The sequence below is a fragment of the Aequorivita capsosiphonis DSM 23843 genome (assembly GCF_000429125.1).
Lineage (GTDB): Bacteria > Bacteroidota > Bacteroidia > Flavobacteriales > Flavobacteriaceae > Aequorivita > Aequorivita capsosiphonis.
On the sequence record NZ_AUBG01000001.1, the window covers coordinates 117775 to 141495 of the forward strand.

Genomic DNA, 23721 nt, shown 5'->3' on the forward strand with positions numbered 1-23721 from the left:
AATCAATTGATAAATCAAGTATTCGGGTAATTTTAATAAATTATTGTAATTATGAAAAAAATAAAACTAATATTATTTTTAATTTCAATACCAATATTTGGGCAAAATTTAAAGGTTGACCTTCCAAATAAGTTTGACTACAATTATTGGTCATCTGTTGAAATGAAAAGAGAGTTAGATTTTAATGACGTTACACTATCTAACAATCAATATTGGAGAGATAAACTTGATACAAGATTAAATACAGGGAAATATCAAAAATTACATTGGTTACAATTAAAAAAAGTTCCGAAGAAAATTGAAGAGAGCATTTATGATAGAAACAATGAATTAGAATATAAAAATATTTACAAATTCAACACTAATGGAGATGTTGTAGAAAAGGTCCACTATTATGATCTAGTTAATGGCAGTAACACTAAAGAACTTGTAGAATACGACGAAAATAAAAACATAATAGAATATCAGAAATATGATTTAAGTTCATACACCAACAATGAATATGAGTTAGATGTAAAATATATATTTAAATATAACCAGAACAATAAGTTGGAATCTGAAGAAAAAGTAGATGATTACAATAAACATTACACATATAACAATAATGACAAGATTATTAAAATTGAAAAATATAGCTATGACTCTTCTTTAATTAATGAACAAAATAATGTAGTAGACCCGACGATTCAAACAGTATATATAGAAAATCTAGGAAGTAAATTTTTGTTATTGTATACTTTTAATTATGACATATTTGGAAATAGAATATTGGAAGAAAAAATAGATATGACTGATTCAGACACTATTTTTCGCCATACATTTAGATATGGAAAAAACAATCAACTTGAAAATTTTACAACAAATGAATTTTCAATTGATTATAAGTATACTAAATCAAATCTGTTGACAGAAGAAATATTTACAAATAGAGAAATCAACAAAATAAAAAAAGCAAATTGGGTATATGATGATAGAGGGCTATTAATAAGCCATAGAACAGATGATTATTATTTCTCGGATATTTTTGAAACTATCTTTCAGTATGATAATAAAGATAATATTATTAAAAAAACAATCTATAAAATACCGTCGTTTGGTGAAAAACAACTATATAGTGTTACTGAGATGAAATATGATGCAAAAAATCATTTAATAGAATCTATACATACCCAAGATGGTAAATGGATTGAAACTTATGTTTATGACAACCTGGGAAGACTTTTGAATTACAAAAGATCAAAAGAAGCTAACAATCAAGTTTTTAACGATTACAAATATGTTTATGATGAATTTGGCGGCATTATTGAAAGCAAATGGAATACACTAATTAAACGTAAAATTGAATATTATTAAGTAAAATGAAAGTTTATAATTGACACCATACCTTAAGAAGTCTTTTGTAAAAAAACAGCTGCCAAAATAATTAAAAAACCAAAACCATGCTATCATTTAATAAAATCAAAACCAGTCTTTGGTTTATTCTCATAACAGTAAGCATAACCGCCTGTGGTCAAAAGTCAGAAACTGAAAATTCTGTAATTGAATCTTGTTTTGAGACAAGTTTTTATAAAAATCCGAATGCTTATGATGCGATGGAGAATGAGCTAATAGCTTCAAATCTTTTGAAAGATAGCAGTGCTAGCAGTTACAAAGAGCTATTTTGTATGTATCAACCCGAATATAATAACGCAGCCGAACCATATTATAGAAGTAAACAAAAGCTTGCAGAAATATTCCAAAACAATTTTAAAGGATCTGATGATGCCTTAACGGCGACAGACAATTGTATGCGTGAGGCAACTACAAAAGAAAAATTTGAGAAGACCAAAGTAAAGGAATTCATGTCTTTATATAGCGAAATCCAACAAAAAATGGCCTCTAGAAATATTCCCGAAAAATGGCAAGATATTGAAACGATACCAGATTTATATAGAAAAGAACTATCTGAAGATTTTTTTGAAAACAGCGATGTTAGACTAAGTTCCATTTTTATATTAAACCATTATCTTCGAAATTATACAATCGAAGATATGGAGCGTGAAATAGTTCGTTCTTACAAAATTAACGCCCAAGACGAGGTCGAAAAAGAAAAAGAAGAGGAAAAAAAACCAACTGATCCTGATGAGCTTGAAATTATTGTCATAGAAGGTGATGGAAATCCTGATGATGATATCATTATTCAAAAAACTTCTGTCGAAGAATAAAAATACAGGAAGAAAAATTCCAGTTTTAAAAAAACCCTACGTAACTTTTGTAAACAACAACACTCCCCTAACCCAAAAAGTTATAAAATATCTGGACGACAATTATCAACCAGTTTCCTTGCAACCTCTTTGCCAGTTTGATTGCACTGATGAATGGAGCTCAGACTATGCCCAAATATTTATTGAAAAAAATAATTTTATTGATGATGATGATAAGAACACCAAAGTACATATAGATCAATCGTTGATTATTCGTTCTACGCTAGATCAATAAATTAATCTTATTCATTAAAAATCAAAAGAATCCCGCATACAACGCCACTTAGCCTGACAATAATCATCAATCTCACAGCCGCCCAAAGCCACTTCTCCCCTTTCGGCTTTCTCAAACAATTCTTGATTCGGCATTCTGTAAAGAATTTTTAAGACTGCATCCTTCTTATTGCAAATGGGGCAGATACCTGTACTATTTGCCGAGGTATGGAATTCACATTTTTTAGGCAAATACATTTCTAGTTGTGTTACTTTTTCGTCAAAGGTAGAAACCGCTGTAATTATCTCTCGGGTACCGATATCTGCAAACCTATAATAAACTGTAAGTTCAAAATCTGCCTCGGGCAATCCTTCAAACGTGAAACAGCCAGTGTTATCCGTTTTAAGCTCCCTAGGAACATTGGAAAATCCTTCGGTACTAAACGGGTTTTTAGCAGCCAATTCCACGCTCACATCTGCAAGCGTTTCCCAAGTTCGGGAATCTCTAACATATCCGGTTATAGATTTTGATTGGGCGTTGCCGGTAAGCATAACAAAAACCAAAAGAATAAAAACGAAATATTTTGTTCGATTTAATTTCATAACTACCTTAATTAAGTCATTAAAAAGCACACTTTCAATTAATCTCCATCAATTTACGCCTTTCTTTTCACAATAAAGCTCCTTTCAATACCAATGAAAGGAGCTTTCAAATAAAATACCTCGAGGCAGAGGCCACGAGGTATTAATTCCGATAGCTATCGGAACCAAAAAAATAAAACTCCAAATTCCAAAAAAAAACAATGCGAGGCAGAGTCTCGGGGAATTAGCACGGAAAAGATTAAAATATGAGTAAGAATAAATCTATCCTTTCTTATCCTGTTTTTCAGCTTTTAACTTTGCATTTTCTGCTCTTTTTGCTGAACCTGGGTGTGAAGACATCATAGAACCTTTTCCACCGTCTCCGCTTAAATCTGCCAGTTTTTGGAAAGCGCCTTCCATTGCATGATAATCATAACCGTGTTTTACCATAAAATCAAATCCGTAGCTATCTGCTGTCGATTCGTTGCTTTGAGAAAATTGAACGTTTAACAGATTTTCCATAAAATCGCCCATTTCGCCATCGGCAATTATTCTTCCAGCACCGCTGTTTGCAGAAGCGGCATCTTTAGCTGCAGAAATTGAATACGCAGCTCGGTAACGCTCTTTCGAATGTCCTAATCTTACATAGCCAATTATCTCCAAGATAGCAAAAACAGAATGCATAGGATATACCTACAGTATTGAATCCATCTCTAAAGATAAGGATGTGCAGGATTGATTTAGGACTATTTTATTCGAAACTGAATGCATTCCTCTTCATATTACTGAGCGTTGAAGACGAAAATGTCGATTTATATAGAATATGTCAGTTTAACAATGGGGAAAGGGGCTATAATTACAAAAGCGAGTTAACTCAAGACAGAGAACCATAGATTTTTGTAGAAAACAACAATCCAATTTCTACCTAAAAAACGCTGAAATACCGTTTTTATCGTTGAACAGAGATAATATAACGAAAATTTAACACACCTACCTAATCCCTTTAATGACAATACATTCCAAACATTTGGCTGCGCGTGCAGAGCAAATTTTAATTTGCAGAAGCTCTTAGTCTCATTTAGTTTGATATCTTTAAAACATATTTAATATTTATAAGGCGATATTGCCATTAATTAACTTAAACGAATTATTATGTCATTTAAAGCAAAATTACACTTAAACGGAAAAGAGTACAACGTACTAGATTGTAGTTACGATCTCTTTCAAGAAACTGATGCAACCGGAAGACCATCTTCCGTAACACGCGGTGGACGTCTAAAGTTAAGAGTAGAATCTACAGAAGATACGAGTCTTGCTGAATGGATGTTTAACAACTTCGAACGCCGTGATGGATCGGTAAAATTCCTAAAACGAGACAACGAGGCCACAGCTAAGGAACTTAAATTTACCGAAGGCTATATGGTTAAGTATGTAGAAACTTTTGACCACGCAGATGGTAATCCAATGAATGAGTCATTGGTTATCTCGGCACGTTCAATTTCTATGGGTACTGGCGAGCATGTGAACGATTGGCCAAAATAAACCATTCGATACTTAATGCATTGCAACTAAACGCAATGTTCCTAATATTAAAAGGGGAGCGCAAATTGCGCTCCCCTTTTTTTATCCCAAGCTTAGTTAACAAACCTATTTAAATACATATCACTATGTCTTTTCTCTCAACTCTCATTTTAGATGGTGAGGAGCTAAACCTACTAGATTGCTCCTTCACATTCACTCAAGGTATTGATTATACTGGTCGTCCAAGCGAAAAGCCTCGCGGCGGACAAATGCGCTTGCTTATAGAAGGTACCGCAAAAACTGACTTTCTGGAATGGATGATCCAACCCAACCTTACCAAAAAAGGAACCATAACTTTTTATCGACGGGATACTATGAGTGGCCTCAAGAAAATTGAGTTCAACGGCGCGCACTGTATTGAATATACCGAAAGCTTTAACGCTGTGGATAATAAACCTTTAAAGATATTTTTACTTATTTCTGCGGAAGAAATAAAAGTGAAGGGGACTTCTTTTAAGAATAATTGGCCAAATAAAATTTAGAAAAATCATTTTAGTTTAGAATATAGAATCTCTTTAATAGAAAACAATTTTATTCAAAAGCTACTTAGAATAAATAAATAAAAAAATAAGTTATGGCACTACAGAGCGACATTCAAATATACATAGCGGGCAATCCCATACAAGCTTTTCAGGAATTTACCTTGCATCAATACCTTGGCACCCACCACAGATTTGAATTGGTATGCCGTATGGATGTGTTGGAAAAAATAACGGGGGGCGGCTTTGCACAAGAAACAAAAAACTTTTTGGGCGAATCCTTTTCTGCCCAGGTAATGTCCGTTGGGGCTTTTTCCGGTTATAAGGAACTCCAATTTAAAGGGGTGGTAACATCTGTAAACAGCCTCAAGGCTTTTAATCATAAAGGGGGCGACATGGTTGTGATCGGTGGTCATAGTGGTACAATAATCGCAGACGACGGTCCTCACTACGCCTCTCACAATGATGTTAGCCTACAGGAAATCATCAACCATACTTTTGCAGGTTACGATCAATCCAAAATGGAAACAGTCATTGCTCCCAAAAACAATGCTCCCCTCCACTACTCCGTCCAGAACAACGAAAGCTCGTGGCAATATGCTGCCCGATTGGCGGCGCAATACAGCGAATGGTTTTACTATGATGGTAAAAAACTAATCTTCGGAAAGCCAGAAGATGGCGAAGCCACTCCCCTAACCTACGGTCACGATCTACAGGAGTTTTCCATGGAACTGAATCCGCAGCCCAACAACTTTAATTATTTCACCAATGATTATCTGGTAAACGACCAGCACCAAAAGAAAACCTCTGAAATTGCCAACGCCAGTGGATTTAACGGTTTTGCCAGCGAGCGGGCCGCAAAGATGTACGCTAAAGAAACCAATGTATTTATAAACGGCTATAACGATCCACAATCCAAAAGCCGATTGGACAAACAAGTGGAACAACAGAAAAAAGCTGCCGATCAAAGACAGGTAATCTTAAAAGGAAGCAGTGACAATCCTGGAGTTGCCATTGGAAAAGTGATTAAAATTATAGGCGAAGACGAACATTACGGCAGCTATAGAATCACACAAGTAACCCACACCGGTAATGAAAACGGGCGTTACCAAAACAGTTTTCAGGCCGTAAGTGCAGAGATGGATGTATATCCGCACACAAATTTTCACGCCATTCCCAGAAGCGAAACTCAGACCGCAGTAGTTATGGAAAATGCAGATCCCGAAGGAATGGGACGAATAAAAGTACAATTTGCTTGGCAAAAACGCTTTGGCGGTATCTCTCCTTGGTTGCGAATTGTTACCCCACATTCAGGTGGCGATAAAGGTTTTCACTTTATCCCTGAAAACGGCGAAGAGGTGCTAATAGGTTTTGAGGGTGGAAATGCGGAGCGACCTTATGTTATGGGTTCGCTATATCACGGCAGTCATAGACCTGCAAGTTGGAAAACAGACATGAACGATATTAAGGCCATTCGTACCCGTAGTGGACATACCATTGAACTAAATGACAGTAACGGTGGAGAATCCATCACTATAAGCGATAAAGGGGGAAATATCATCCACTTTAATACCGCCACAAAGAACATTACTATTTCTGCTCCTGAAACTATGGAATTCAACGCAAAGAATATGAAATTTAATGTGCAGGAGGATATGGAAATTGACGTTGGTAAGAACAAAACAGAAACTATTCATGAACATCATAAAATTTCTGCTAACCAGAGTACGGAGGAAATAAATGAAAAGAAATCTGTGCAATCCAAAAAGATGGAACACATCGCCAATGATGTACTCATAAAGACCAACAGCGGAAAAATGCTATTGGACAGCAAAGGAAAACTGACCTTGCAAAGTGGAGAACAAGTAGATTACGGAGATTAAAAAGAAAGATTATGGCAAGAAGATATTATTTAACGGAAGCAGGACAGCTAAAATGTACCTTAGGATCAGCACCTGGAAAAATTAAAGTCACTTCCCAAAGCAAACTGACTATAAAAAACAAGTTACAAGCTACAAAGGACGATAAACTCTTTGAGCCTCCCTTTTTTGGTACCTGTAGTTGCAATTCGCAAAACCCACCTTGCCAGCCCGCTTTGCAGGAATGGCAATTCACAAGCAAAAAAAGTGCTAGGGGACAAAAGTCTTTTATAATGGACGACTCCCAGATACAATGTAATAAGGGAGGTTTAATAACGGTAGAAAATTCAGGCCAGAAATTGGCGGGAACAGGTAAGGAAGAAACCGAACTTGATAAAAAATACGCAAAACTGCAGGGAGAGATAATTTTTGTTAATGGGTATTTTAGTCCGGCATGGGGCGGAAGACTCAATGCCATTTTTGATATCCATCCAGACAAGGATAAACCAGAATGGTTTCGCTCACACAATACAAATGAAGCGAATAGAATTGATGAAAAAGACTATTTAACCGATGTTCAGCTAGACGAAATAAATAACATGACTGAGGCCGAAATAGAAGCCGATAGAAAAAATAAAGCCTATAAGCTGCCATTCAAGGTTCCAAAAGGAATCGAATATATGGAAACTACTGTACCATTTCCCATAACAGGTTTTCCGTCTATACCGATGCCACCATTGCACATAAAAATACCATACGTTAAATGGGGACCTAAATATATTGATAAGTCTTCTGACTTGAAGCCAATTCCCCAGTTAACACAAAAAGAAATAAAAGATCTTTATTGGGGCTATTGGAACAAACTAGGTAATAAAATGAAGGCTACAGAAAATTATGCCGAATATTTTAATGCAGCGCATAATGAGCATTTTGTAAACGGCTCCCACGGGCTAGGGTCAAATGCTGCCCACCGTATAGATCACGGAATAGCCTTGGGATACCATTGGGCTAAACACAATTGGCATATTAAGACCAAAACAGAAGTGGATGATGGAAAGGAAGAACAACCCTATATTGAAAGTGATTCCCCAAATTATAGACCCATCACTATTGTAATGCACAGTCAAGGAAACGCACCTGGCGTTGGGATCGCTTTAGGTATTTTAAAATATGCGAAGGAGAAGGAATGGGAACAGATACCTTTAAACTTAATTTATTTGGGCGTACACCAACCAAAAAATTTATGGGAAGAGGAATATGAAGCTTACATAAATGCGAAAGTTAAATATTACGGCGTGAATAAAAACTTTTGGGACGGTTATATTAACTCTCCCTTCTTAAAAGAAGATAAAAAAGTTGAGGGATTCCTCAATGGGTTATCAGAACTTTTTGATCCCAAATATCACAAGCTGCGACATAAACGTGGCATTTATGAACATCTGTGGGAAATTACAGATTTCCAGGCGCTTGCTGAACGTGCCGTACAATTTACCTTTACCAATGACCGAGGCGATCTCGTTTCCGTGGATGGGGATATACCTTATATAAGTAGTGCTTGTAATCCAATACCAGATAATACGCTTTATAGTGTCGAATTTTTTGCCAAAGCTATTCCAGAAGATTATCCCACAGTACAAGGCAAGGAGATAATCAACTTAGAAGCTGGCGGGTCGCTGGTTATTCCGCCCTATGCCGCGATTCCTCGTTTAGAAGCGGTTGAAGACCCCACCGAGGATGATGGCGTGCGTATCGATCCTTGGGAAGATTACCGCAGTGTGGCCACAGACTGGGGCAATGCCTATAGCAATTTTAACCAATTTGTAGTATCAAAAAACATGACCTTTCTGGATTACCTTTTCCCAGTTAAAAAATATCTTGAATATCGCAGTGATAAAATAAAAGCCAAAAGACTCCACAGGCACGCACTTTACTCTTACGGCCGTATCCAGGAAGCCGACCTCTACGCCCACTTTAGCCCAGTGGAGTTTATTCTGGACGACAAACTCCTAAAGACCGACGATTTCAAAGATGCCCTTGGCGATGAAAATATTTGGGATCGACTTAAAAAATTGGGCGGAGATCGGTTTTATAGGGTGGAGTATGATAAAGATCCAAATGAAATGTCGGAGGAAGAAAAGCGAATGAATGAAAAAACGTATGTAGAAGGCAAGGGTTTAGAAAGAATGATTATGACGAGTATTTCTGAAAATGAATACGTTACAAACGTCTTAAAAGCTTATGTCGATGGCGACAAAAGTGCAGAGGAACAATTATATCACGAACCAATTAGAAGTGATAAAGAAATGGAGCGTATCCAAAAGCTTTTTGGTAGCGATGCGAAAAATGAAATTAATAAACAATTGTTAAAAGATATGGAAGTTAAACGCGATAATACTCGTGTGGTCACACCTCCTATACCTCCAATAAAATAATCAATGAAAAATCGACTATTAATTCTAAGCATATTTTTAACTTTTGTAAACTGTGTAATGAAACCACAAGAAAAACAAATGAACGAAAAAGAATATAAGGAATTATCTAATAATTCTGCAAGCATCAATTATGAGATTAGAGAGTTAGTTGATAAAGACCACGGAATAAAATATTTTCTTTATGAATCAATAAATAAGAATTTAATCGTGAAAGCATTTTATGATCCTTTGGATGCAGATTATATTGCTTATGCTTTAAAGTTAAATGTTTTAGGAGATAAAGTTGATAAGTTCAATACAAATCGAATCTTAAAAGATGGCACAGACTGGACAAGTGATAAATTCTCCAATTGGGTAATTAATGGAGACACAACTCAATATGTTTATGTAAAACCGATAACCAAAAAGGAGGAAAAAGATTCTGATAAGTGGCTCGAAACATTTTTAAAACTATATAATAGAGCTAGCGACATATATATATATTCGGGTTTAGGGGAGTATTATTTTAAGATTGAAGACAAATGGCACAAATTAGGCTACAATAAAATAGCTAACAGTGAATTCAACAAAAAGTATCCTGAAAAATTTTCAGATGTCCGTATGCTCGAGCTAAAAGACCAATTTCCTGACCTATATCTTCCACCTGCAGAGCGCGACACCATCCTTATAAAACAGGTTAAATACATTTCCAAGTTCTTTGAAAAGTCTGACCGCGGCGATGCTTTTAACTATTCCGCGGGATGGTGGTATTTCGATATTTATATGCCGGGCGGCGATACGTTAAAAATAAAACGCTTTGCCTCCTTCCGCGATCCGGAGATGAAGCTCTACAAAATTCCAAAAGAACTTGGCGGCCGAGACGACGTTCTTTTTATTATCCAAGAGCCGAACGAGATCCATCCAGAGCAGACAGGCGGAATGTACGTGATCCGTCCCAAAAATTACAAGGAAACCCCGCAATACAAAGAACAGGAAGCTAAAGAGCTAGAAAAGGAAAAAAAGCAGAAGCAAAAGAAGAGCCAAGAAGCGGTAAGGAAAAGACGAAGCTTTTTACCGGAGCAATAAAAGCGTCGCCACAGACTGGGGCAATGCCTATAGCAATTTTAACCAATTTGTAGTATCAAAAAACATGACCTTTCTGGATTATCTTTTCCCCGTTAAAAAATATCTTGAGTATCGCAGTGATAAAACAAAAGCCAAAAGACTCCACAGGCACGCACTTTACTCTTACGGCCGTATCCAGGAAGCCGACCTCTACGCCCACTTTAGCCCAGTAGAGTTTATTCTAGACGACAAACTCCTTAAGACAAAAGATTTCAAAGATGCCCTCGGCGATGAAAATATTTGGGACCGACTTAAGAAATTGGGCGGGGATCGGTTTTATAGGGTGCAATATAAAAGGAATGAAACCGATGATGAACCATCTCCGGAACAAAAAAGAATCAAAGAAAAAGATTATGTTGAAGGCAAGGGTTTAGAAAGGATGATTGTGACGAGCATCGCAGAAAATGCTTACGTTGCCAATGTTATAAAGGCCTATGTTGACGGAGACAAAAATGCAGAAGCACAATTATATCACGAACCCACTAAAAGTGATAAGGAAATGGAGCGCATCCAAAAACTATTTGGTAGCGACGCGAAAAATGAAATTAACAAGCAAATATTAAAAGATATGGAAGTTAAACGCGATAACACAACAGTAGTTAAACCTCTTATATATCACATAAAATAGAGTTATGAAAAATCATCTATTAATATTAGGCATTTTTTTACTCTTTATAAGCTGCAAAATGAAACCACAGGAAAATCAAATTGACACTAAAGAATATCATGAACCCTACAACCATCACGGAAGTGAAAACTATGGAATTTCTACAATATTCTCAAAAGAATTTGAAACATTAAAATTATATTTAAACAAAGAGAATAATGAGATAATAGTTCCTGGAAAAACGAATCCTGCTGATAAACAAAATAGCCAATCAAAACGATTGAAGGTTTCTGCTTTCGGAGTTATAATGGAGCATGGTCTTACCAATGCAGGTGCTCTCAGTGATGGTACATTGAAAGGTTTCGATTTTTATTCTAATTGGATCATTAATGGTGATACTACCAAGTATAAATATACAGATGCATTTACAAATAATAAAGTGAATGATCCATATGAATACAAAAACAGCGAAACAAATTTCGAGAAATGGAAGAAAAAATTCGAAGAATTGTACCAAAAAGCAAGTTATGTCTATAGGGATGGTAGTTTCTATTATTTAAAAGGGGAGAACAATGAGTGGTTTTTTATGAAAGCAAAATTTGCAGAAAAACCAGAAGATTTTCCCAAACAATATCCTGCAAAAGAAGACCAAGACGTTCGAATGCTCGAGCTAAAAGACCAATTTCCTGATCTATATCTTCCACCGGCAGAGCGCGACACCATCCTTATAAAACAGGTTAAATACATTTCCAAGTTCTTTGAAAAGTCTGATCGTGGCGATGCCTTTAACTACTCTGCCGGTTGGTGGTATTTTGATCTTTATATGCCGGGCGGAGATACGCTAAAGATAAAACGCTTTGCCTCCTTCCGCGATCCCGAAATGAAACTCTAGAAAATCCCCAAGGAACTCGGTGGTAGGGAAGATGTGCTTTTTATAATCCAAGAGCCCAATGAAATCCACCCTGAGCAGGTTGGTGGAATGTACGTGATCCGTCCAAAAAACTACAAGGAAACTCCACAGTACAAAGCACAGGAAGCGAAGGAACAGGAAAAGGACAAAGAACGTAAACAAAAAGAAAGCCAAGAAGCGGTAAAGAAAAGACGGAGCTTTTTGCCGGAGGAATAAAAGTGTGGCCACAGACTGGGGCAATGCCTATAGCAATTTTAACCAATTTGTAGTATCAAAAAACATGACCTTTCTGGATTATCTTTTCCCTGTTAAAAAATATCTTGAATATCGCAGTGATAAAATAAAAGCCAAAAGACTCCACAGGCACGCACTTTACTCTTACGGCCGAATACAGGAAGCAGATCTCTACGCCCACTTTAGCCCAGTAGAGTTTATTCTAGACGACAAACTCCTTAAGACCGAAGATTTCAACGATGCCCTTGGCGATGAAAATATTTGGGACCGACTTAAGAAATTGGGCGGGGATCGGTTTTATAGAGTGGAGTATCCGAAGAATAAAGATGGTAAAGAAATGGCTTATGAGGATCGTCGTATAGAAGACAAAAAATACGTCGAAGACACCAAAAATATTAAAAAATATATTGATACCTCAATTGCAGATAATAACTATGTAAAAAATGTCATAAAGACATATGTTGACGCTGACAAAAATGCGGAAAAAGAACTATATCACGAACCCACAAAAAGTGATAAGGAAATGCAACGTATTCAAAAAATACTTGGTAGCGATGCTAAAAATGAAATTAACAACCAGTTACTAAAGAATATGGAAGTAAAAAGAGATAATACACGGGTCGCGCCCCCATCAGTGCCATTAAAAAATTAAATTTATGAAAAATCATTTAATGATATTAAGTATTTTTTTAATTCTCTTAAGTTGCAATATGAAACCACAAGAAAAAGAAATAAACGTAAAAGAGTATTTAGAATTAGATAAAAATCTTAAATCAGAGCTGTATGAAGTTGGGATAATCTTACAAAATAATTTTATTATCTCAGAACTTTTATTAGATAAGAATGAGAAAAAGATAAATATTTTTGGAAAATCCTATGCTTCAGAAAATGATGAAAGCATAAATCACCGATATAAAATCTCTCTTTTCGGAGAACTATATGACCAAGGACCTGTTTACACTATTTTAAAAGACGGAACTCTATGGTATACAAACGAATATAACAATTGGATAATTAATGGTGATACTGCATCATACAAGTATAAAGATCCATTAAACTCCGCTGAAAAAACGGATTTTAACAAATGGATAAAGAAGTTTAAATCACTCTATGAAGAAGCGTCTTATGTCTATTTGTTCAGTAGCGATTATTTTTTTAAAATAAATAATGAATGGTTCATAGTGGCCGATACTTTAAAGGAAAGCCCTATGGATTTTCGCAAACAATATCCTGCCAAAGAAGACCAGGACGTCCGTATGGTCAAGCTAAAAGACCAATTTCCTGATCTATATGTTTCTCCTGCAGACCGTGACACAAGCCTAATAAAACAAATAAAATACACCTCTACATTTTTTGAGAAGTCGGACCGTGGCGATGCTTTTAACTATTCCGCAGGTTGGTGGTATTTCGACATTTATATGCCGGGCGGCGATACCCTAAAGATAAAACGCTTTGCCTCCTTCCGCGATCCCGAAATGAAACTCTATAAAATCCCCAAGGAACTCGGTGGCAGGGAAGATGTACTTTTTATCATCCAAGAGCCCAATGAAATCCACCCTGAGCAGGTTGGTGGAATGTACGTAATCCGTCCAAAAAACTATAAGGAAACCCCACAATATAAAGAACAGGAAGCGAAGGAATTGGAAAAAGAAAAAAAGCAGAAACAAAAAGAAAGTCAAGAAGCGGTAAGGAAAAGACGGAACTTTTTGCCGGAGGAATAAAAGCGTCGCCACAGACTGGGGCAATGCCTATAGCAATTTTAACCAATTTGTAGTATCAAAAAACATGACCTTTCTGGATTATCTTTTCCCCGTTAAAAAATATCTTGAATATCGCAGTGATAAAATAAAAGCCAAAAGACTCCACAGGCACGCACTTTACTCTTACGGCCGCATCCAAGAAGCAGATCTCTACGCCCACTTTAGCCCAGTAGAGTTTATTCTGGACGATAAGCTCCTAAAGACAAAAGACTTTAAAGACGCCCTTGGCGATGAAAATATTTGGGGCCGACTTAAGAAATTGGGAAATGATCGGTTTTATAGAGTGGAGTATGGTGACCCGGAGGACATTGTTTCAATGTCCTCAGAAGATATTCGTATTAAAGAAAAAAAATATGTTGAAGAAGACGGAAGAGAATTGCTAATCGACACAAATATTTCTGAAAATGCTTATGTTACTAACGTTTTGGAAGCATATGTCGATGGAAATAAAGAAGCTGAGAAAAAATTATATCACGAACCTTCTAAAAGCGATAAGGAAATGCAACGAATTCAAAAATTGCTTGGTAGCGATGCGAAAAATGAAATTAATAAACAATTGTTAAAAGACATGGAAATAAAGCGGGACAATACCCGTGTCGCTAAACCAGCTATACCACCTAAACAATAAGTTTATGAAAAAGCAACAATTTTTAATAATATGCACCTTTTTACTCTTTATAAACTGCAAAATGAAACCCCAGGAAACCCAATTTGATCAAAAAGAATATAAAGTTATTTCGGAATATTCTGGCAATAAAAATTATGAAATTATAGAAATAATTTCTAAAAAAAACACGGCAAAATATGAACAATACGATTCAATTTCCAAAAAAATTGTAATAAAGTCCTACTATAAATCAAACGATAAAGCTGAAAACACTTTCGAAACCTTGAAAATAGATTTATTGGGCAACCAATCAGAAAAATTAAAAATGACCGCCAGAATCTTAAAAGATGGTACTATATGGGACTGGAAGTATTCCGTAAACTGGATCATTAATGGAGATACCACTAAATATGAATACTTAAAACCACTAACCAATAATGAAGAAAATGATTCGGCAGAATGGTATAAAAAATTCAAAGAACTATATGCCAATGCTCAATATGTCTATATATATATGACTGATTATTATTTTAAAATAGAAGATAAATGGTATGTAGTTGAGGCTTTTAAAAAATCGAAAGAATTGGGATTAGATATAAAGAAACAATACCCGCCCAAAGAAGATCAAGACGTCCGTATGGTAGAGCTCAAAGACCAATTTCCTGATCTATATGTTCCACCGGTAGAGCGTGACACCAGCTTGATAAAACAAATAAAATACACCTCCACCTTTTTTGAGAAGTCCGATCGCGGTGATGCCTTTAACTATTCGGCGGGTTGGTGGTATTTCGATATTTATATGCCGGGCGGCGATACCCTAAAGATAAAACGCTTTGCCTCCTTCCGCGATCCCGAAATGAAACTTTATAAAATCCCCAAGGAACTCGGTGGTAGGGAAGATGTGCTTTTTATCATCCAAGAGCCAAACGAAATCCACCCCGAGCAGGTTGGTGGAATGTACGTGATCCGTCCAAAAAACTATAAGGAAACACCGCAATACAAAGAACAGGAAGCTAAAGAGCTAGAAAAGGAAAAAATGCAGAAACAAAAGGAGAGCCAAGAAGCGGTAAGGAAAAGACGGAGCTTTTTGCCGGATGAGAAATAATTTAGCCAAAACTCAATTTTTTAATACTATATATTAAATGTAGCTATGACTTTAAAAAATAAACAAAACGTAAAAAATGAATGATTATCCAAAACAACGAAAAACTAGTTATCTTTTTAGAGTCTTTATTCAAACGTTAACAGCAATTATTTTTGCATTTGGCTTTGCTATGATTTTTGCCAATTTATCTTGGATTGAGCCAGATGGGAATCCGGGAAATCTTGCAGGGCCGATCGGTAATTACTTAATACTAATTATTGGATCTATTATTGGATTTATACTCGGATTTGCTTTTGGTTTTTTTACACCTTGGCTAATGTTTAGAATTTTTGACCCCAAGTAGAAATTTGTTGAAACTTTTGAATGTTTTAAAAAAGCGGCGGTTATGGCGGCATCCTGACCATTCCCGGCTATCATCTAAACCGAAGACTGAAATATAAGGATATTACCGACCTGGATAAAAATGAATCTTGGAGGGAAAATCTAATTCCCGCAGAGTGGACTAAGAAGACAAATGCAGGAAGGGCGCACGATGCATCTTTAGCCGCAAGATATATAAATGATGATGTTGCGAGCTTTGAAAACTATTATAGTAATATTGCTTCTATGGAACCTTTTTACGAGGGTCAAAACAATCAAAGTTTACTTACTTTCTCAATTTATATAGAAGGTATTGGATCCGAAGATTTTAAAAAGGACGATACACGCGGTGGAGGCTTTGGAACAGGCAAAACTGGAATTGAAGCAAAAGTAAAAAAAGCATGTATTTCTTTAGTAAATAAGGCGAGTAATGAAGGAATAGAAGAAATAAGTACTTTAACTATTGACGTTTTTGGTTTTAGTAGGGGTGCTGCAGCTGCAAGAAATTTGGTGTTCGAGGTGAGCAAAGCATATGAAGCTGAAAAAGTAGTTTACACCTTTACCCGAGGCGGTACCGCAATACCAACGACGATACCTGAAAAGCCAAGATATGGCCATTTGGGTAAAGAACTTAAAAAGAGCGGTATTCCTATAAGGATGTTAGTTGTGCGTTTCGTGGGGGTTTATGATACCGTTTCATCACATGGAGCAGGAGTTATTTTCAGTTATGATAATGATACTAAAGCCCTGGGATTGGACGCTATAAGGAAAGCAAAATTCACTTTACATCTTACGGCTGCAGACGAACACAGGAAGAACTTTTCTCTTACTGATATTAGAAGTGCAATACAATCAGGGAGAGGTAAGGAGTTTACATTACCAGGTGTCCATGGTGATTTAGGAGGCAGTTATAATGATGGTGAGGAAGAGAAACGAAAATTTGCGTATTATGAGCGTGATTTTGTAATTGAACAAGGTTGGTATTCTCCAGAACAATTGAAAACAGTTCAATGGGACAGGCATGGGATGAACCCAACTATTATTCAAGGAACTCGAAATTTATCGAATGCTTACACACATATTCCGCTTTCTATTATGGCAGATTTTACAATCAAGAAAGGACTTCCCGTCAAAGCAGAGTCATTAAAAAGTGTCTATTCAATTCCATCTAATCTCAGTGCTATAAAAAAGAGGATAGAAGATTATGTTTTTAATAAAGGTAAACCATTGGATTTTAATGATGAAGAAGATAGGCTTTTGTTGCTTCCTATACGTAAAGATTTTTTACATTTCTCAGCACAATTCCAAAGCATCACTATGGGACCACGACGAAAATTTTGGAGTAGAGAACGTTATAGAAAAATAATTCCTGGATGAAAAATAAATTGAAAATAATAGTTTTGATAATTACATGTTCCTTTTTCCAAGGATCATGTCAGCAAAAAAATAATACGACTATGAAAATGTACGAATGGACACCCACTAACACTGCCCCCGAAAATTATCCCGTATATATTTATAAAAGTTATTTTACTGGTGCAGATGGCTCATTAATCAAAACACCTGATAAGCGAACAATATATTATGGTTGGGAAAATATTGGTTCTGTATATATTTCAGGTGAGGACATAAAATCCTTACCTCAAAAATTATCATCATCTTGGTTTTCTTTGTCGGAAAAAAAATATTATAAAATAGAAATTGATTTACCAATTCAAAAAATAGACTCTTTATTTGATAAAGGTTACGTAAACCCTCGAACCTATAATAAAGAAACTTTTAATACAATAAGTTATGGAATTGCTCCAGGAGGTTTTATTGTAATTTGGTTAGTAGGAACCTCAAATAGAATAGAAGTTTACTCAGGACAAGGTCAAGTTGTAGAAATAGATTTCAAAGAAATGATACCCACTACATCTCTAAACCAACAGGATTTTACAGAGATGATACTTAAAGAACAAGTAGAAGATTCAGTATTACAAGAAATCAAGGCAGGAAATATCCCTTATCAAAGATGGCATGAATATCGAAAAAAATACAATTGGAAAATAGCATTAACTCATCAAGAAGATTTTAAACCTGAGCAGGCACGTGTAAATATGCTCAATGGAGAACAGGATGTTCAATTCTTCACGAAAAATATAAAAAGACTATTAGATAATTGGGCGGTTCCTTCATCTACTCGAATCCAATGGAGGGATAAAGACGATAATCTAATTGCTGCGAAAATTCTTTTTGAAGAGAAGGAAACGATAAAAGCTTTCGAAACACTTTTTACTGGCGTCAATCAAAACATAACATTAACAGCTCAGATCGGTCGCTTTAATGATACCATAAAAATGATTTTGAGCAATAATGAAAATGAAATTGAACTAATAAAGGCCAAAATAAAAATCTATTCAAAAACTGATTAAAATGTCTAATAGCATTATCCTCATATCATTACTTATGACGCTTTTCTGTTCTGCGCAACAGCTTCCTAATAGCAAAAACGATTCAATAAAAAAAGCTTCGAAAATTTCTGTAACACCTAGCTTAAATTCTGAAGTCAAAACAGAAGTGGCTGACAGTACATTTATAATTCCAGATAACCCACAAGAATTTTACCAAGGCTTTTACAAGGAAAACAATCCTTTTAACGGGTATTTCAAAATTAGTGAAAGAGAAATATTTTGGGTAGATTTTTATAAAGATGGTATAAAAACCAATCAGTATTCATTTGATATTTTTAAGAATATAGAAGGAGAGGAACAGAAAGAAAGGGAAGAAATAAACTATGAGTACGTTGAAAGTGGGAAAACAGTATTGGATATAAAGTCAACATTTAAAAACGGCGAAATAGTTGATGGAGCAATACTAGGTAGATTAAAACATGGGTATTTCGCCAAAAAATATAACAACGGAAAAATTGTAGAAGTAAAGATTGACGTATTTGCAATTCATTACGCCAATAGGTTAACTTTTAAAGTGACTGAAAATTACATCCTTTTTTCACATCTTAAAGACAGGGCTTCTATGGTTCAATTTTCATTGAACAATGGCAGGCTGTTGGTTGAAGTTTTAGCCAACAACACTATTATAGCCAGTAACAATCTAAACGATTGCAATCCTAAAAATCCAAAACCCAATAGTAATATTAGTATTTTCAAAATCAAAGATCGCATTGATTGTTTAATGTTTAAAAATGATCTAGACATGAAAATATATGAAGACAATTTATCTATGCTTCAAAACATTATTCTTTCCAACTATACATTTCCTTCAGATAGCAATGATCCTTATGAGTTTTTAAAGCAATTTTTAGAAAAGCTTTCTTCCGAAGAAGAAGAAGAAATTATGACGGAAGAATCGCTGGAGATAGCATTCTTAGATACAGATAAAAACGGAATAATAAAAGAAGGAATTTATTGGGAAGAAGCAACAAACAACAATGGCAGTTATAAAATTTATAAGGATGGAAAAATAATAAAAGAAGCAGAAAATAATCTTTTAGATTTTCAGAACACCTTAGAGGATTACTTTAAACAAAATTATTAGATTCAAAAAAATTGAACACGAAAACCTTTCATATTACCCGCAAACTAAAGCTCAACGGCCAACGTATTTCCCGTAACTATACGGCTATAATTAGCAATACCGAAACCAAAGCCAAAAAAACTCTTGCAACAAAAATGGGTTGGGAATTTAGTCTAGAGTTTTTCGGAATGGACGAAGAAGGAAACTTACAATACACCCTGACTACCCAACGTCGCTTTTTTTTGAATGAAAGAAATACAATCATAAAAAAGCTAAACAAAGCTCAGACGATTGCACTCCAAGCTGCTAGTATAAATGATGTACTAAAGCTAAGTGTACATAAAAACTACAAACTATTAAAAGTTATAAATACAAAACAAATTAGAGATAAATGGGAAGATGTTAAAATGGATCTCCTACACACATATTCAGATTTAAAAGAAATGGCAGCCGATTTTGACTGGCAATTACAGGAAGCTGAAATACAAAACGTGTTTTTGAACGATAATTTCTATAACTTTATGTTTGCCAACATCTTTTATAGAGATTTTGAAGGAGATTCACCCATACAAGATCAGAAAATATTGGCGAATGCTTTGGGAAGTATAAATGTTCCAATTAAAGAAGAAAAGAAAATAACCAAGCAGGATATCACTTTTACTGAAGCAAAACTTGAAATTACCGGAGAATTAGACACCGAAGCAGAAAATTTTCCATTGGCAAAAATGAATGCTTTTTTAGGCAGCTTTCCAATAGAAACTGGCTCACAACATACCTTAGACTTCAATTATAAAGGAAGTTACGAGTTGAGTCCCGAAATAGGTTTAATCATTGAAGCTAAATTAACTTACAAAATGAGCATTACAGACCTATATAAAAAAGAAACAACGATAACCTTTAAACTGGAAGACCAAGGGTAAAAAGTATGTATTAGATGGCGCAATGCTACAGTGCGATCAAGGTATGAAACCAGCAAAACTTTTGGTAACACAGAACCAAAAGGTAAAAATACAAGGCAAGTTTCAGGCAACGGACAAAGAAAATCAAGTACCAGAAACTTTTGGACTTTGTAAACTAAAACCTTCTGGCAACACTTACCTACCCTGCGTTCCAGCGCTGCAACCCTGGACAAAAACTGCCGAAAAATCTACTTTAGGAGGTAGTAAAAAATTCCTTTTTGAAGACAGTGAATGCATGTGTGCCACCAGCGGAAAAGTAACCATCATCCAGCACGCCCAAATAAACAGTGCTGGTAGCGTAAAAGAAACTTTTAAGAATATTGCCATGATGATTCCCGGGGCAATGCTAGGCAACGACAAAGCTCCCAAAGTAGTGGAAAGCTATTGGATGGATGAAGCTGGAAAGGAGCGGATTGATAGTACAGACTATGGCGAAAAGGCCCAGTTATTTGTTTTAACTGACAATATGGATCCGGGAGAAACTGTAACAGTCAATATAAGTGACAAAGAAAAACAAGATTTTGCAAAAGGCGAAAAAAAGTTGAAATATAAGGGTACCGTAAAAGCAGATGGCACTGCAGCAATGAAACTGGTAAGCATAGACGAAAACTGGATAGAAACCGAAAAAGAACAATAAATTATGGCACGCACTTTAGTAATAGATACAATTGAAGCGGCGGGACGGAGTTTTAGCTCGGGAAAGGAGCTAGTCATAAATCCTATTCTAAAAAAATTTATGATACATTTTAGGCGAGGTAAAACTTTTACAAATAAAAAAAAATATACAACGACATATGCAGGACAATATGGATTTGATTGGTTAAGAGATGAATATATATACCCTATAGTTGAAGTGACTCACGATAATAATGGAGTTGCAATAAAAGCAAAAAAGCCATTGTGTTTAGATCCAACAGCTTTAAAAACGGAATACTTAGATACATCGATCAAACCTCATGGTAGTGATTACTATCCAGCTTGGATTTCAATTTTTCCACATACAACAACTAAAGAATTTGAACACGGTTCTGACATGCACGAAAAAGGGGTTGATCTAAATTTGGAGATTGAAGAGTTAGAAGATTTGGTTATTGATAGAACTACATTGTCTTTTTTATGTGGTAATAGTCTTGTTAAAATTACTCCAGAGAAATTAAATTTAAAAGATCTTATTGGCACTGCTAAAATTAAAGATCTTGGACTAGGGAATAAACGAAAATATCATTTAGCTGAAAACAAAATAAACATTAAGTTTAAAGGAGGTACATCTGGTATTGATGAGGAAGTTAAAGTTTTTGCGGAGCTTAATGGAACAAAGGAAGAAGTTGGAAAATTAATAATATATAAAACCAATGAAATCCCTAAGGCTGAAATTGTCGCTGTTAATGTAATCACCACAAATAATAAAACAATTATTAAGGACGATTATCAATTTCTATTTAAAAACCAATCTTTCAATCAGGCATTGGTAAGAGCTGAAGTAAAGGTAGATACTGAATTTAATTTGGTTGAGTTAGAAAAAACAAATCCATCAATTGGTCATTTTTTGAAAAATGTCAAAACAATGAAATCTAAAGACATTAAAAAAGATTTGGTAGATTTCTATGAAAAATTTGGAGAGCACAGTCCTCCAAAAGGAAGTCATATAAATTACATAGGTACTAAGGGCACAACTAGAACTTATTTATTTTATACTGATTTTACTGCTGGCAATGTTCTGGGCTCTTGTTCTTTAGATGCAAACAAAAATTGGGGCAACAGTTATATTATCTATAAAGCTGGCTTAGAAGATGGTCATACCATTGTTCACGAAGCTGGACATTCATTTGGACTACCACATGTTTTTCAAGGAGGAAGCTATGCTGGAAAACATACATTTTATCATGGATATACTGATAATTATATGGATTATACATGGCAATTAGGACGACCTATTGATTCCAAAGATTTAAGCAAAGGCTTTTATAGTTCTGGCAATAATAAATACAAAGGAAAGATGTTTTCTCTTTTTAAATGGCAATGGGATGTAATTAGAAAAGATAGAAGCATAATAGAAAAATATTAAAACAAAAACATGAAATCAAAAAGTTCTAAATCTCGCAATCTTCGTAATTGTCATTTTATAGTTTTCTTAATAATACTCTTGACTTTATCCTGCAAAAACAATAAGAATAACAATAATGAGGTTTCTGCTAAAGTATTAAAAACTCAAACAAAATTAAAAATTAAAAGTTTAAGTTTTCAATATTTCAACGCTTCGATTCCTGCAAATTATAAATTACAGAAATTTCAAGTTATAGAAATAGCAAATGATAATATTTGTTTGTTGGATAGAGTATATGAAAAAGCTGAATACACAAAGACAGATACCATACAATGCTATCCTCCAAAAGAAAACATTCATGACTTTTTTTCTAAAATCCCTGAAAAATATATAATAAAAGATCAAAAATTTGGAGAAATAACTGATCAAGTTGATGATGGTTTTATAGAAGTAAAAATAAATTTTGAAAATGACACTTCTATTTTTTGGAAAGTAAACTCTGCAAATGATGATTTACCAGAAGATATAAGATTTGTTCTTGAAAAGTATCAAGCTGTTTCTTTAGAATTACACTCAGATTAAGAATGAAAACAATTTATATTTTACTATTATTATGCGTGTCGTGTGTTTCAAAAAATGAGCAAAATCAAACAATTGAAACCAAAAACATAACATCAAAATTTCAAGAATCAAAAGGGTTTGATCAAATAATCTTCATTGAGCTTAAGCGAAACTCTGCAATGGATTAATTCTTTTCAAGAAATTATAGACTTGTAGAGAACCAATTATTCTTTTACGATGAAAACTATAAATTGGCAGAAATGAGCAGAAGTGATTATTTGCTTTCAAAAAAACTTATTGACAGTCTTCCTGATAACGTTTTGGATAATAAAAAAAACTTAGGACATCCAACCGTAATGATTGATATACCAGATTGGGAAATCATTATTTATTTAAAGACTCAAGATACTATTTTAATTTCTTCAGGAGATCTGCCAGAATTTATGAAATCCTATGAAAATATGGCTTGGGATATTATTGCAAAATCGGATGATAAAAAGTAGCAATAAATTATTACAGTAGTATAGTTAGTTGAATATCTGAAAAGTAGATAATTCTGTACTAG

At 34.9% G+C, this 23721-nt stretch carries 25 protein-coding genes and 1 pseudogene; 24 read left to right on the forward strand and 2 right to left on the reverse strand.

The annotated features are described in order from the left end of the window. Window positions 1–51 precede the first annotated feature (51 nt). The 3 genes from G440_RS0100675 to G440_RS0100685 all read left to right on the forward strand — a co-directional run bounded on the left by G440_RS0100675 (window position 52) and on the right by G440_RS0100685 (window position 2478). Window positions 52–1353 carry an RHS repeat domain-containing protein gene (locus G440_RS0100675; protein WP_026449534.1) on the forward strand — a complete coding sequence of 434 codons (1302 nt, stop codon included), beginning with the start codon at window positions 52–54 and terminating at the stop codon, window positions 1351–1353. A gap of 86 nt (window positions 1354–1439) precedes the next feature. Then, on the forward strand, window positions 1440–2204 hold the full coding sequence (locus tag G440_RS0100680) for a hypothetical protein (protein WP_026449535.1): 765 nt from the start codon (window positions 1440–1442) through the stop codon (window positions 2202–2204). Continuing rightward, window positions 2167–2478, forward strand: a complete 312-nt coding sequence (locus tag G440_RS0100685; RefSeq protein ID WP_026449536.1) for a hypothetical protein — start codon at window positions 2167–2169, stop codon at window positions 2476–2478. The genes G440_RS0100680 and G440_RS0100685 overlap by 38 nt, the downstream gene beginning before the upstream one ends. Window positions 2479–2492: 14 nt before the next feature. On the opposite strand, the gene G440_RS19165 is transcribed toward G440_RS0100685, so the two are convergent. Together G440_RS19165 and G440_RS19170 are read right to left on the reverse strand one after the other, a co-directional pair. Next, the gene (locus G440_RS19165; protein ID WP_034258716.1) at window positions 2493–3059 is read right to left on the reverse strand and encodes a carboxypeptidase-like regulatory domain-containing protein; all 567 of its coding nucleotides are present in this window, start codon (window positions 3057–3059) and stop codon (window positions 2493–2495) included. Window positions 3060–3320: 261 nt separating this feature from the next. Further along, window positions 3321–3722 carry a M48 family metalloprotease gene (locus G440_RS19170; RefSeq protein ID WP_051285047.1) on the reverse strand — a complete coding sequence of 134 codons (402 nt, stop codon included), beginning with the start codon at window positions 3720–3722 and terminating at the stop codon, window positions 3321–3323. A 468-nt stretch (window positions 3723–4190) separates the two neighbouring features. Here G440_RS19170 and tssD (G440_RS0100700) point away from each other — a divergent pair, with 468 nt between their 5' ends. From tssD (G440_RS0100700) to G440_RS0100805, 21 genes and pseudogenes are all read left to right on the forward strand, one after another. Continuing rightward, window positions 4191–4580: a type VI secretion system tube protein TssD gene (gene tssD / locus G440_RS0100700; protein ID WP_026449537.1), complete on the forward strand. Its 390-nt coding sequence runs from the start codon at window positions 4191–4193 to the stop codon at window positions 4578–4580. Between the two features lie 125 nt (window positions 4581–4705). Beyond that, the gene (tssD, locus tag G440_RS0100705) at window positions 4706–5101 is read left to right on the forward strand and encodes a type VI secretion system tube protein TssD (protein ID WP_026449538.1); all 396 of its coding nucleotides are present in this window, start codon (window positions 4706–4708) and stop codon (window positions 5099–5101) included. 92 nt (window positions 5102–5193) lie between these two features. Further along, entirely contained in the window at window positions 5194–6981 is a 1788-nt protein-coding gene (locus G440_RS0100710; protein WP_026449539.1) for a type VI secretion system Vgr family protein, read from the forward strand. Window positions 6982–6992: 11 nt separating this feature from the next. Further along, a complete protein-coding gene (locus G440_RS20495; protein ID WP_051285049.1) occupies window positions 6993–9389 on the forward strand; it encodes a DUF4280 domain-containing protein in 2397 nt (798 codons plus the stop codon). 57 nt (window positions 9390–9446) lie between these two features. Further along, on the forward strand, window positions 9447–10454 hold the full coding sequence (locus G440_RS0100720) for a hypothetical protein (protein WP_026449540.1): 1008 nt from the start codon (window positions 9447–9449) through the stop codon (window positions 10452–10454). Window positions 10455–10518: 64 nt separating this feature from the next. Continuing rightward, window positions 10519–11121 carry a hypothetical protein gene (locus tag G440_RS0100725; protein ID WP_026449541.1) on the forward strand — a complete coding sequence of 201 codons (603 nt, stop codon included), beginning with the start codon at window positions 10519–10521 and terminating at the stop codon, window positions 11119–11121. Window positions 11122–11125: 4 nt separating this feature from the next. Continuing rightward, complete coding sequence (locus tag G440_RS0100730) at window positions 11126–11992, forward strand: hypothetical protein (RefSeq protein WP_169718933.1); 867 nt, start codon at window positions 11126–11128, stop codon at window positions 11990–11992. 33 nt (window positions 11993–12025) lie between these two features. Beyond that, window positions 12026–12226 carry a hypothetical protein gene (locus G440_RS0100735; RefSeq protein ID WP_026449543.1) on the forward strand — a complete coding sequence of 67 codons (201 nt, stop codon included), beginning with the start codon at window positions 12026–12028 and terminating at the stop codon, window positions 12224–12226. Window positions 12227–12230: 4 nt separating this feature from the next. Next, window positions 12231–12896 (forward strand): hypothetical protein, encoded by a 666-nt coding sequence (locus G440_RS0100740; RefSeq protein ID WP_026449544.1) that lies wholly within the window; start codon window positions 12231–12233, stop codon window positions 12894–12896. 4 nt (window positions 12897–12900) lie between these two features. Beyond that, window positions 12901–13965: a hypothetical protein gene (locus G440_RS0100745; protein ID WP_157417787.1), complete on the forward strand. Its 1065-nt coding sequence runs from the start codon at window positions 12901–12903 to the stop codon at window positions 13963–13965. A gap of 64 nt (window positions 13966–14029) precedes the next feature. Continuing rightward, window positions 14030–14632: a hypothetical protein gene (locus G440_RS0100750; RefSeq protein ID WP_026449546.1), complete on the forward strand. Its 603-nt coding sequence runs from the start codon at window positions 14030–14032 to the stop codon at window positions 14630–14632. Window positions 14633–14693: 61 nt separating this feature from the next. Next, window positions 14694–15716 carry a hypothetical protein gene (locus G440_RS0100755; protein WP_026449547.1) on the forward strand — a complete coding sequence of 341 codons (1023 nt, stop codon included), beginning with the start codon at window positions 14694–14696 and terminating at the stop codon, window positions 15714–15716. Window positions 15717–15792: 76 nt separating this feature from the next. Then, entirely contained in the window at window positions 15793–16059 is a 267-nt protein-coding gene (locus G440_RS0100760; RefSeq protein WP_026449548.1) for a hypothetical protein, read from the forward strand. A gap of 254 nt (window positions 16060–16313) precedes the next feature. Further along, on the forward strand, window positions 16314–17453 hold the full coding sequence (locus tag G440_RS19180) for a T6SS phospholipase effector Tle1-like catalytic domain-containing protein (RefSeq protein WP_483756928.1): 1140 nt from the start codon (window positions 16314–16316) through the stop codon (window positions 17451–17453). Further along, window positions 17450–18490, forward strand: a complete 1041-nt coding sequence (locus G440_RS0100770; RefSeq protein WP_026449550.1) for a DUF2931 family protein — start codon at window positions 17450–17452, stop codon at window positions 18488–18490. The genes G440_RS19180 and G440_RS0100770 overlap by 4 nt, the downstream gene beginning before the upstream one ends. Before the next feature lies 1 nt (window position 18491). Further along, entirely contained in the window at window positions 18492–19613 is a 1122-nt protein-coding gene (locus G440_RS0100775; protein WP_157417789.1) for a hypothetical protein, read from the forward strand. 11 nt (window positions 19614–19624) lie between these two features. Beyond that, window positions 19625–20512 carry a hypothetical protein gene (locus G440_RS0100780; protein ID WP_026449552.1) on the forward strand — a complete coding sequence of 296 codons (888 nt, stop codon included), beginning with the start codon at window positions 19625–19627 and terminating at the stop codon, window positions 20510–20512. 19 nt (window positions 20513–20531) lie between these two features. Continuing rightward, window positions 20532–21188, forward strand: a pseudogene (locus tag G440_RS20500) (PAAR-like protein); the annotation flags it as partial. 3 nt (window positions 21189–21191) lie between these two features. Next, window positions 21192–22616 (forward strand): hypothetical protein, encoded by a 1425-nt coding sequence (locus tag G440_RS19190; protein ID WP_051285053.1) that lies wholly within the window; start codon window positions 21192–21194, stop codon window positions 22614–22616. 9 nt (window positions 22617–22625) lie between these two features. Continuing rightward, complete coding sequence (locus G440_RS0100795; RefSeq protein WP_157417791.1) at window positions 22626–23177, forward strand: hypothetical protein; 552 nt, start codon at window positions 22626–22628, stop codon at window positions 23175–23177. 239 nt (window positions 23178–23416) lie between these two features. Next, window positions 23417–23659, forward strand: a complete 243-nt coding sequence (locus tag G440_RS0100805) for a hypothetical protein (protein WP_026449554.1) — start codon at window positions 23417–23419, stop codon at window positions 23657–23659. Window positions 23660–23721: the final 62 nt, after the last annotated feature.

Bases quoted from the DNA above. Each gene is read 5' to 3' on its own strand.
- G440_RS20495 (WP_051285049.1), top strand. From the start codon at position 6,993: ATGGCAAGAAGATATTATTTAACGGAAGCAGGACAGCTAAAATGTACC.
- G440_RS0100675 (WP_026449534.1), top strand. From the start codon at position 52: ATGAAAAAAATAAAACTAATATTATTTTTAATTTCAATACCAATATTT.
- G440_RS0100760 (WP_026449548.1), top strand. From the start codon at position 15,793: ATGAATGATTATCCAAAACAACGAAAAACTAGTTATCTTTTTAGAGTC.
- G440_RS0100805 (WP_026449554.1), top strand. From the start codon at position 23,417: ATGAGCAGAAGTGATTATTTGCTTTCAAAAAAACTTATTGACAGTCTT.
- G440_RS19170 (WP_051285047.1), bottom strand. From the start codon at position 3,722: ATGCATTCTGTTTTTGCTATCTTGGAGATAATTGGCTATGTAAGATTA.
- G440_RS0100720 (WP_026449540.1), top strand. From the start codon at position 9,447: ATGAAACCACAAGAAAAACAAATGAACGAAAAAGAATATAAGGAATTA.
- G440_RS0100795 (WP_157417791.1), top strand. From the start codon at position 22,626: ATGAAATCAAAAAGTTCTAAATCTCGCAATCTTCGTAATTGTCATTTT.
- G440_RS0100725 (WP_026449541.1), top strand. From the start codon at position 10,519: ATGACCTTTCTGGATTATCTTTTCCCCGTTAAAAAATATCTTGAGTAT.
- G440_RS19165 (WP_034258716.1), bottom strand. From the start codon at position 3,059: ATGAAATTAAATCGAACAAAATATTTCGTTTTTATTCTTTTGGTTTTT.
- G440_RS0100770 (WP_026449550.1), top strand. From the start codon at position 17,450: ATGAAAAATAAATTGAAAATAATAGTTTTGATAATTACATGTTCCTTT.
- G440_RS19190 (WP_051285053.1), top strand. From the start codon at position 21,192: ATGGCACGCACTTTAGTAATAGATACAATTGAAGCGGCGGGACGGAGT.
- G440_RS0100680 (WP_026449535.1), top strand. From the start codon at position 1,440: ATGCTATCATTTAATAAAATCAAAACCAGTCTTTGGTTTATTCTCATA.
- G440_RS0100775 (WP_157417789.1), top strand. From the start codon at position 18,492: ATGTCTAATAGCATTATCCTCATATCATTACTTATGACGCTTTTCTGT.
- G440_RS0100755 (WP_026449547.1), top strand. From the start codon at position 14,694: ATGAAACCCCAGGAAACCCAATTTGATCAAAAAGAATATAAAGTTATT.
- G440_RS0100730 (WP_169718933.1), top strand. From the start codon at position 11,126: ATGAAAAATCATCTATTAATATTAGGCATTTTTTTACTCTTTATAAGC.
- G440_RS0100685 (WP_026449536.1), top strand. From the start codon at position 2,167: ATGATATCATTATTCAAAAAACTTCTGTCGAAGAATAAAAATACAGGA.
- G440_RS0100745 (WP_157417787.1), top strand. From the start codon at position 12,901: ATGAAAAATCATTTAATGATATTAAGTATTTTTTTAATTCTCTTAAGT.
- G440_RS0100750 (WP_026449546.1), top strand. From the start codon at position 14,030: ATGACCTTTCTGGATTATCTTTTCCCCGTTAAAAAATATCTTGAATAT.
- G440_RS0100710 (WP_026449539.1), top strand. From the start codon at position 5,194: ATGGCACTACAGAGCGACATTCAAATATACATAGCGGGCAATCCCATA.
- tssD (WP_026449537.1), top strand. From the start codon at position 4,191: ATGTCATTTAAAGCAAAATTACACTTAAACGGAAAAGAGTACAACGTA.
- tssD (WP_026449538.1), top strand. From the start codon at position 4,706: ATGTCTTTTCTCTCAACTCTCATTTTAGATGGTGAGGAGCTAAACCTA.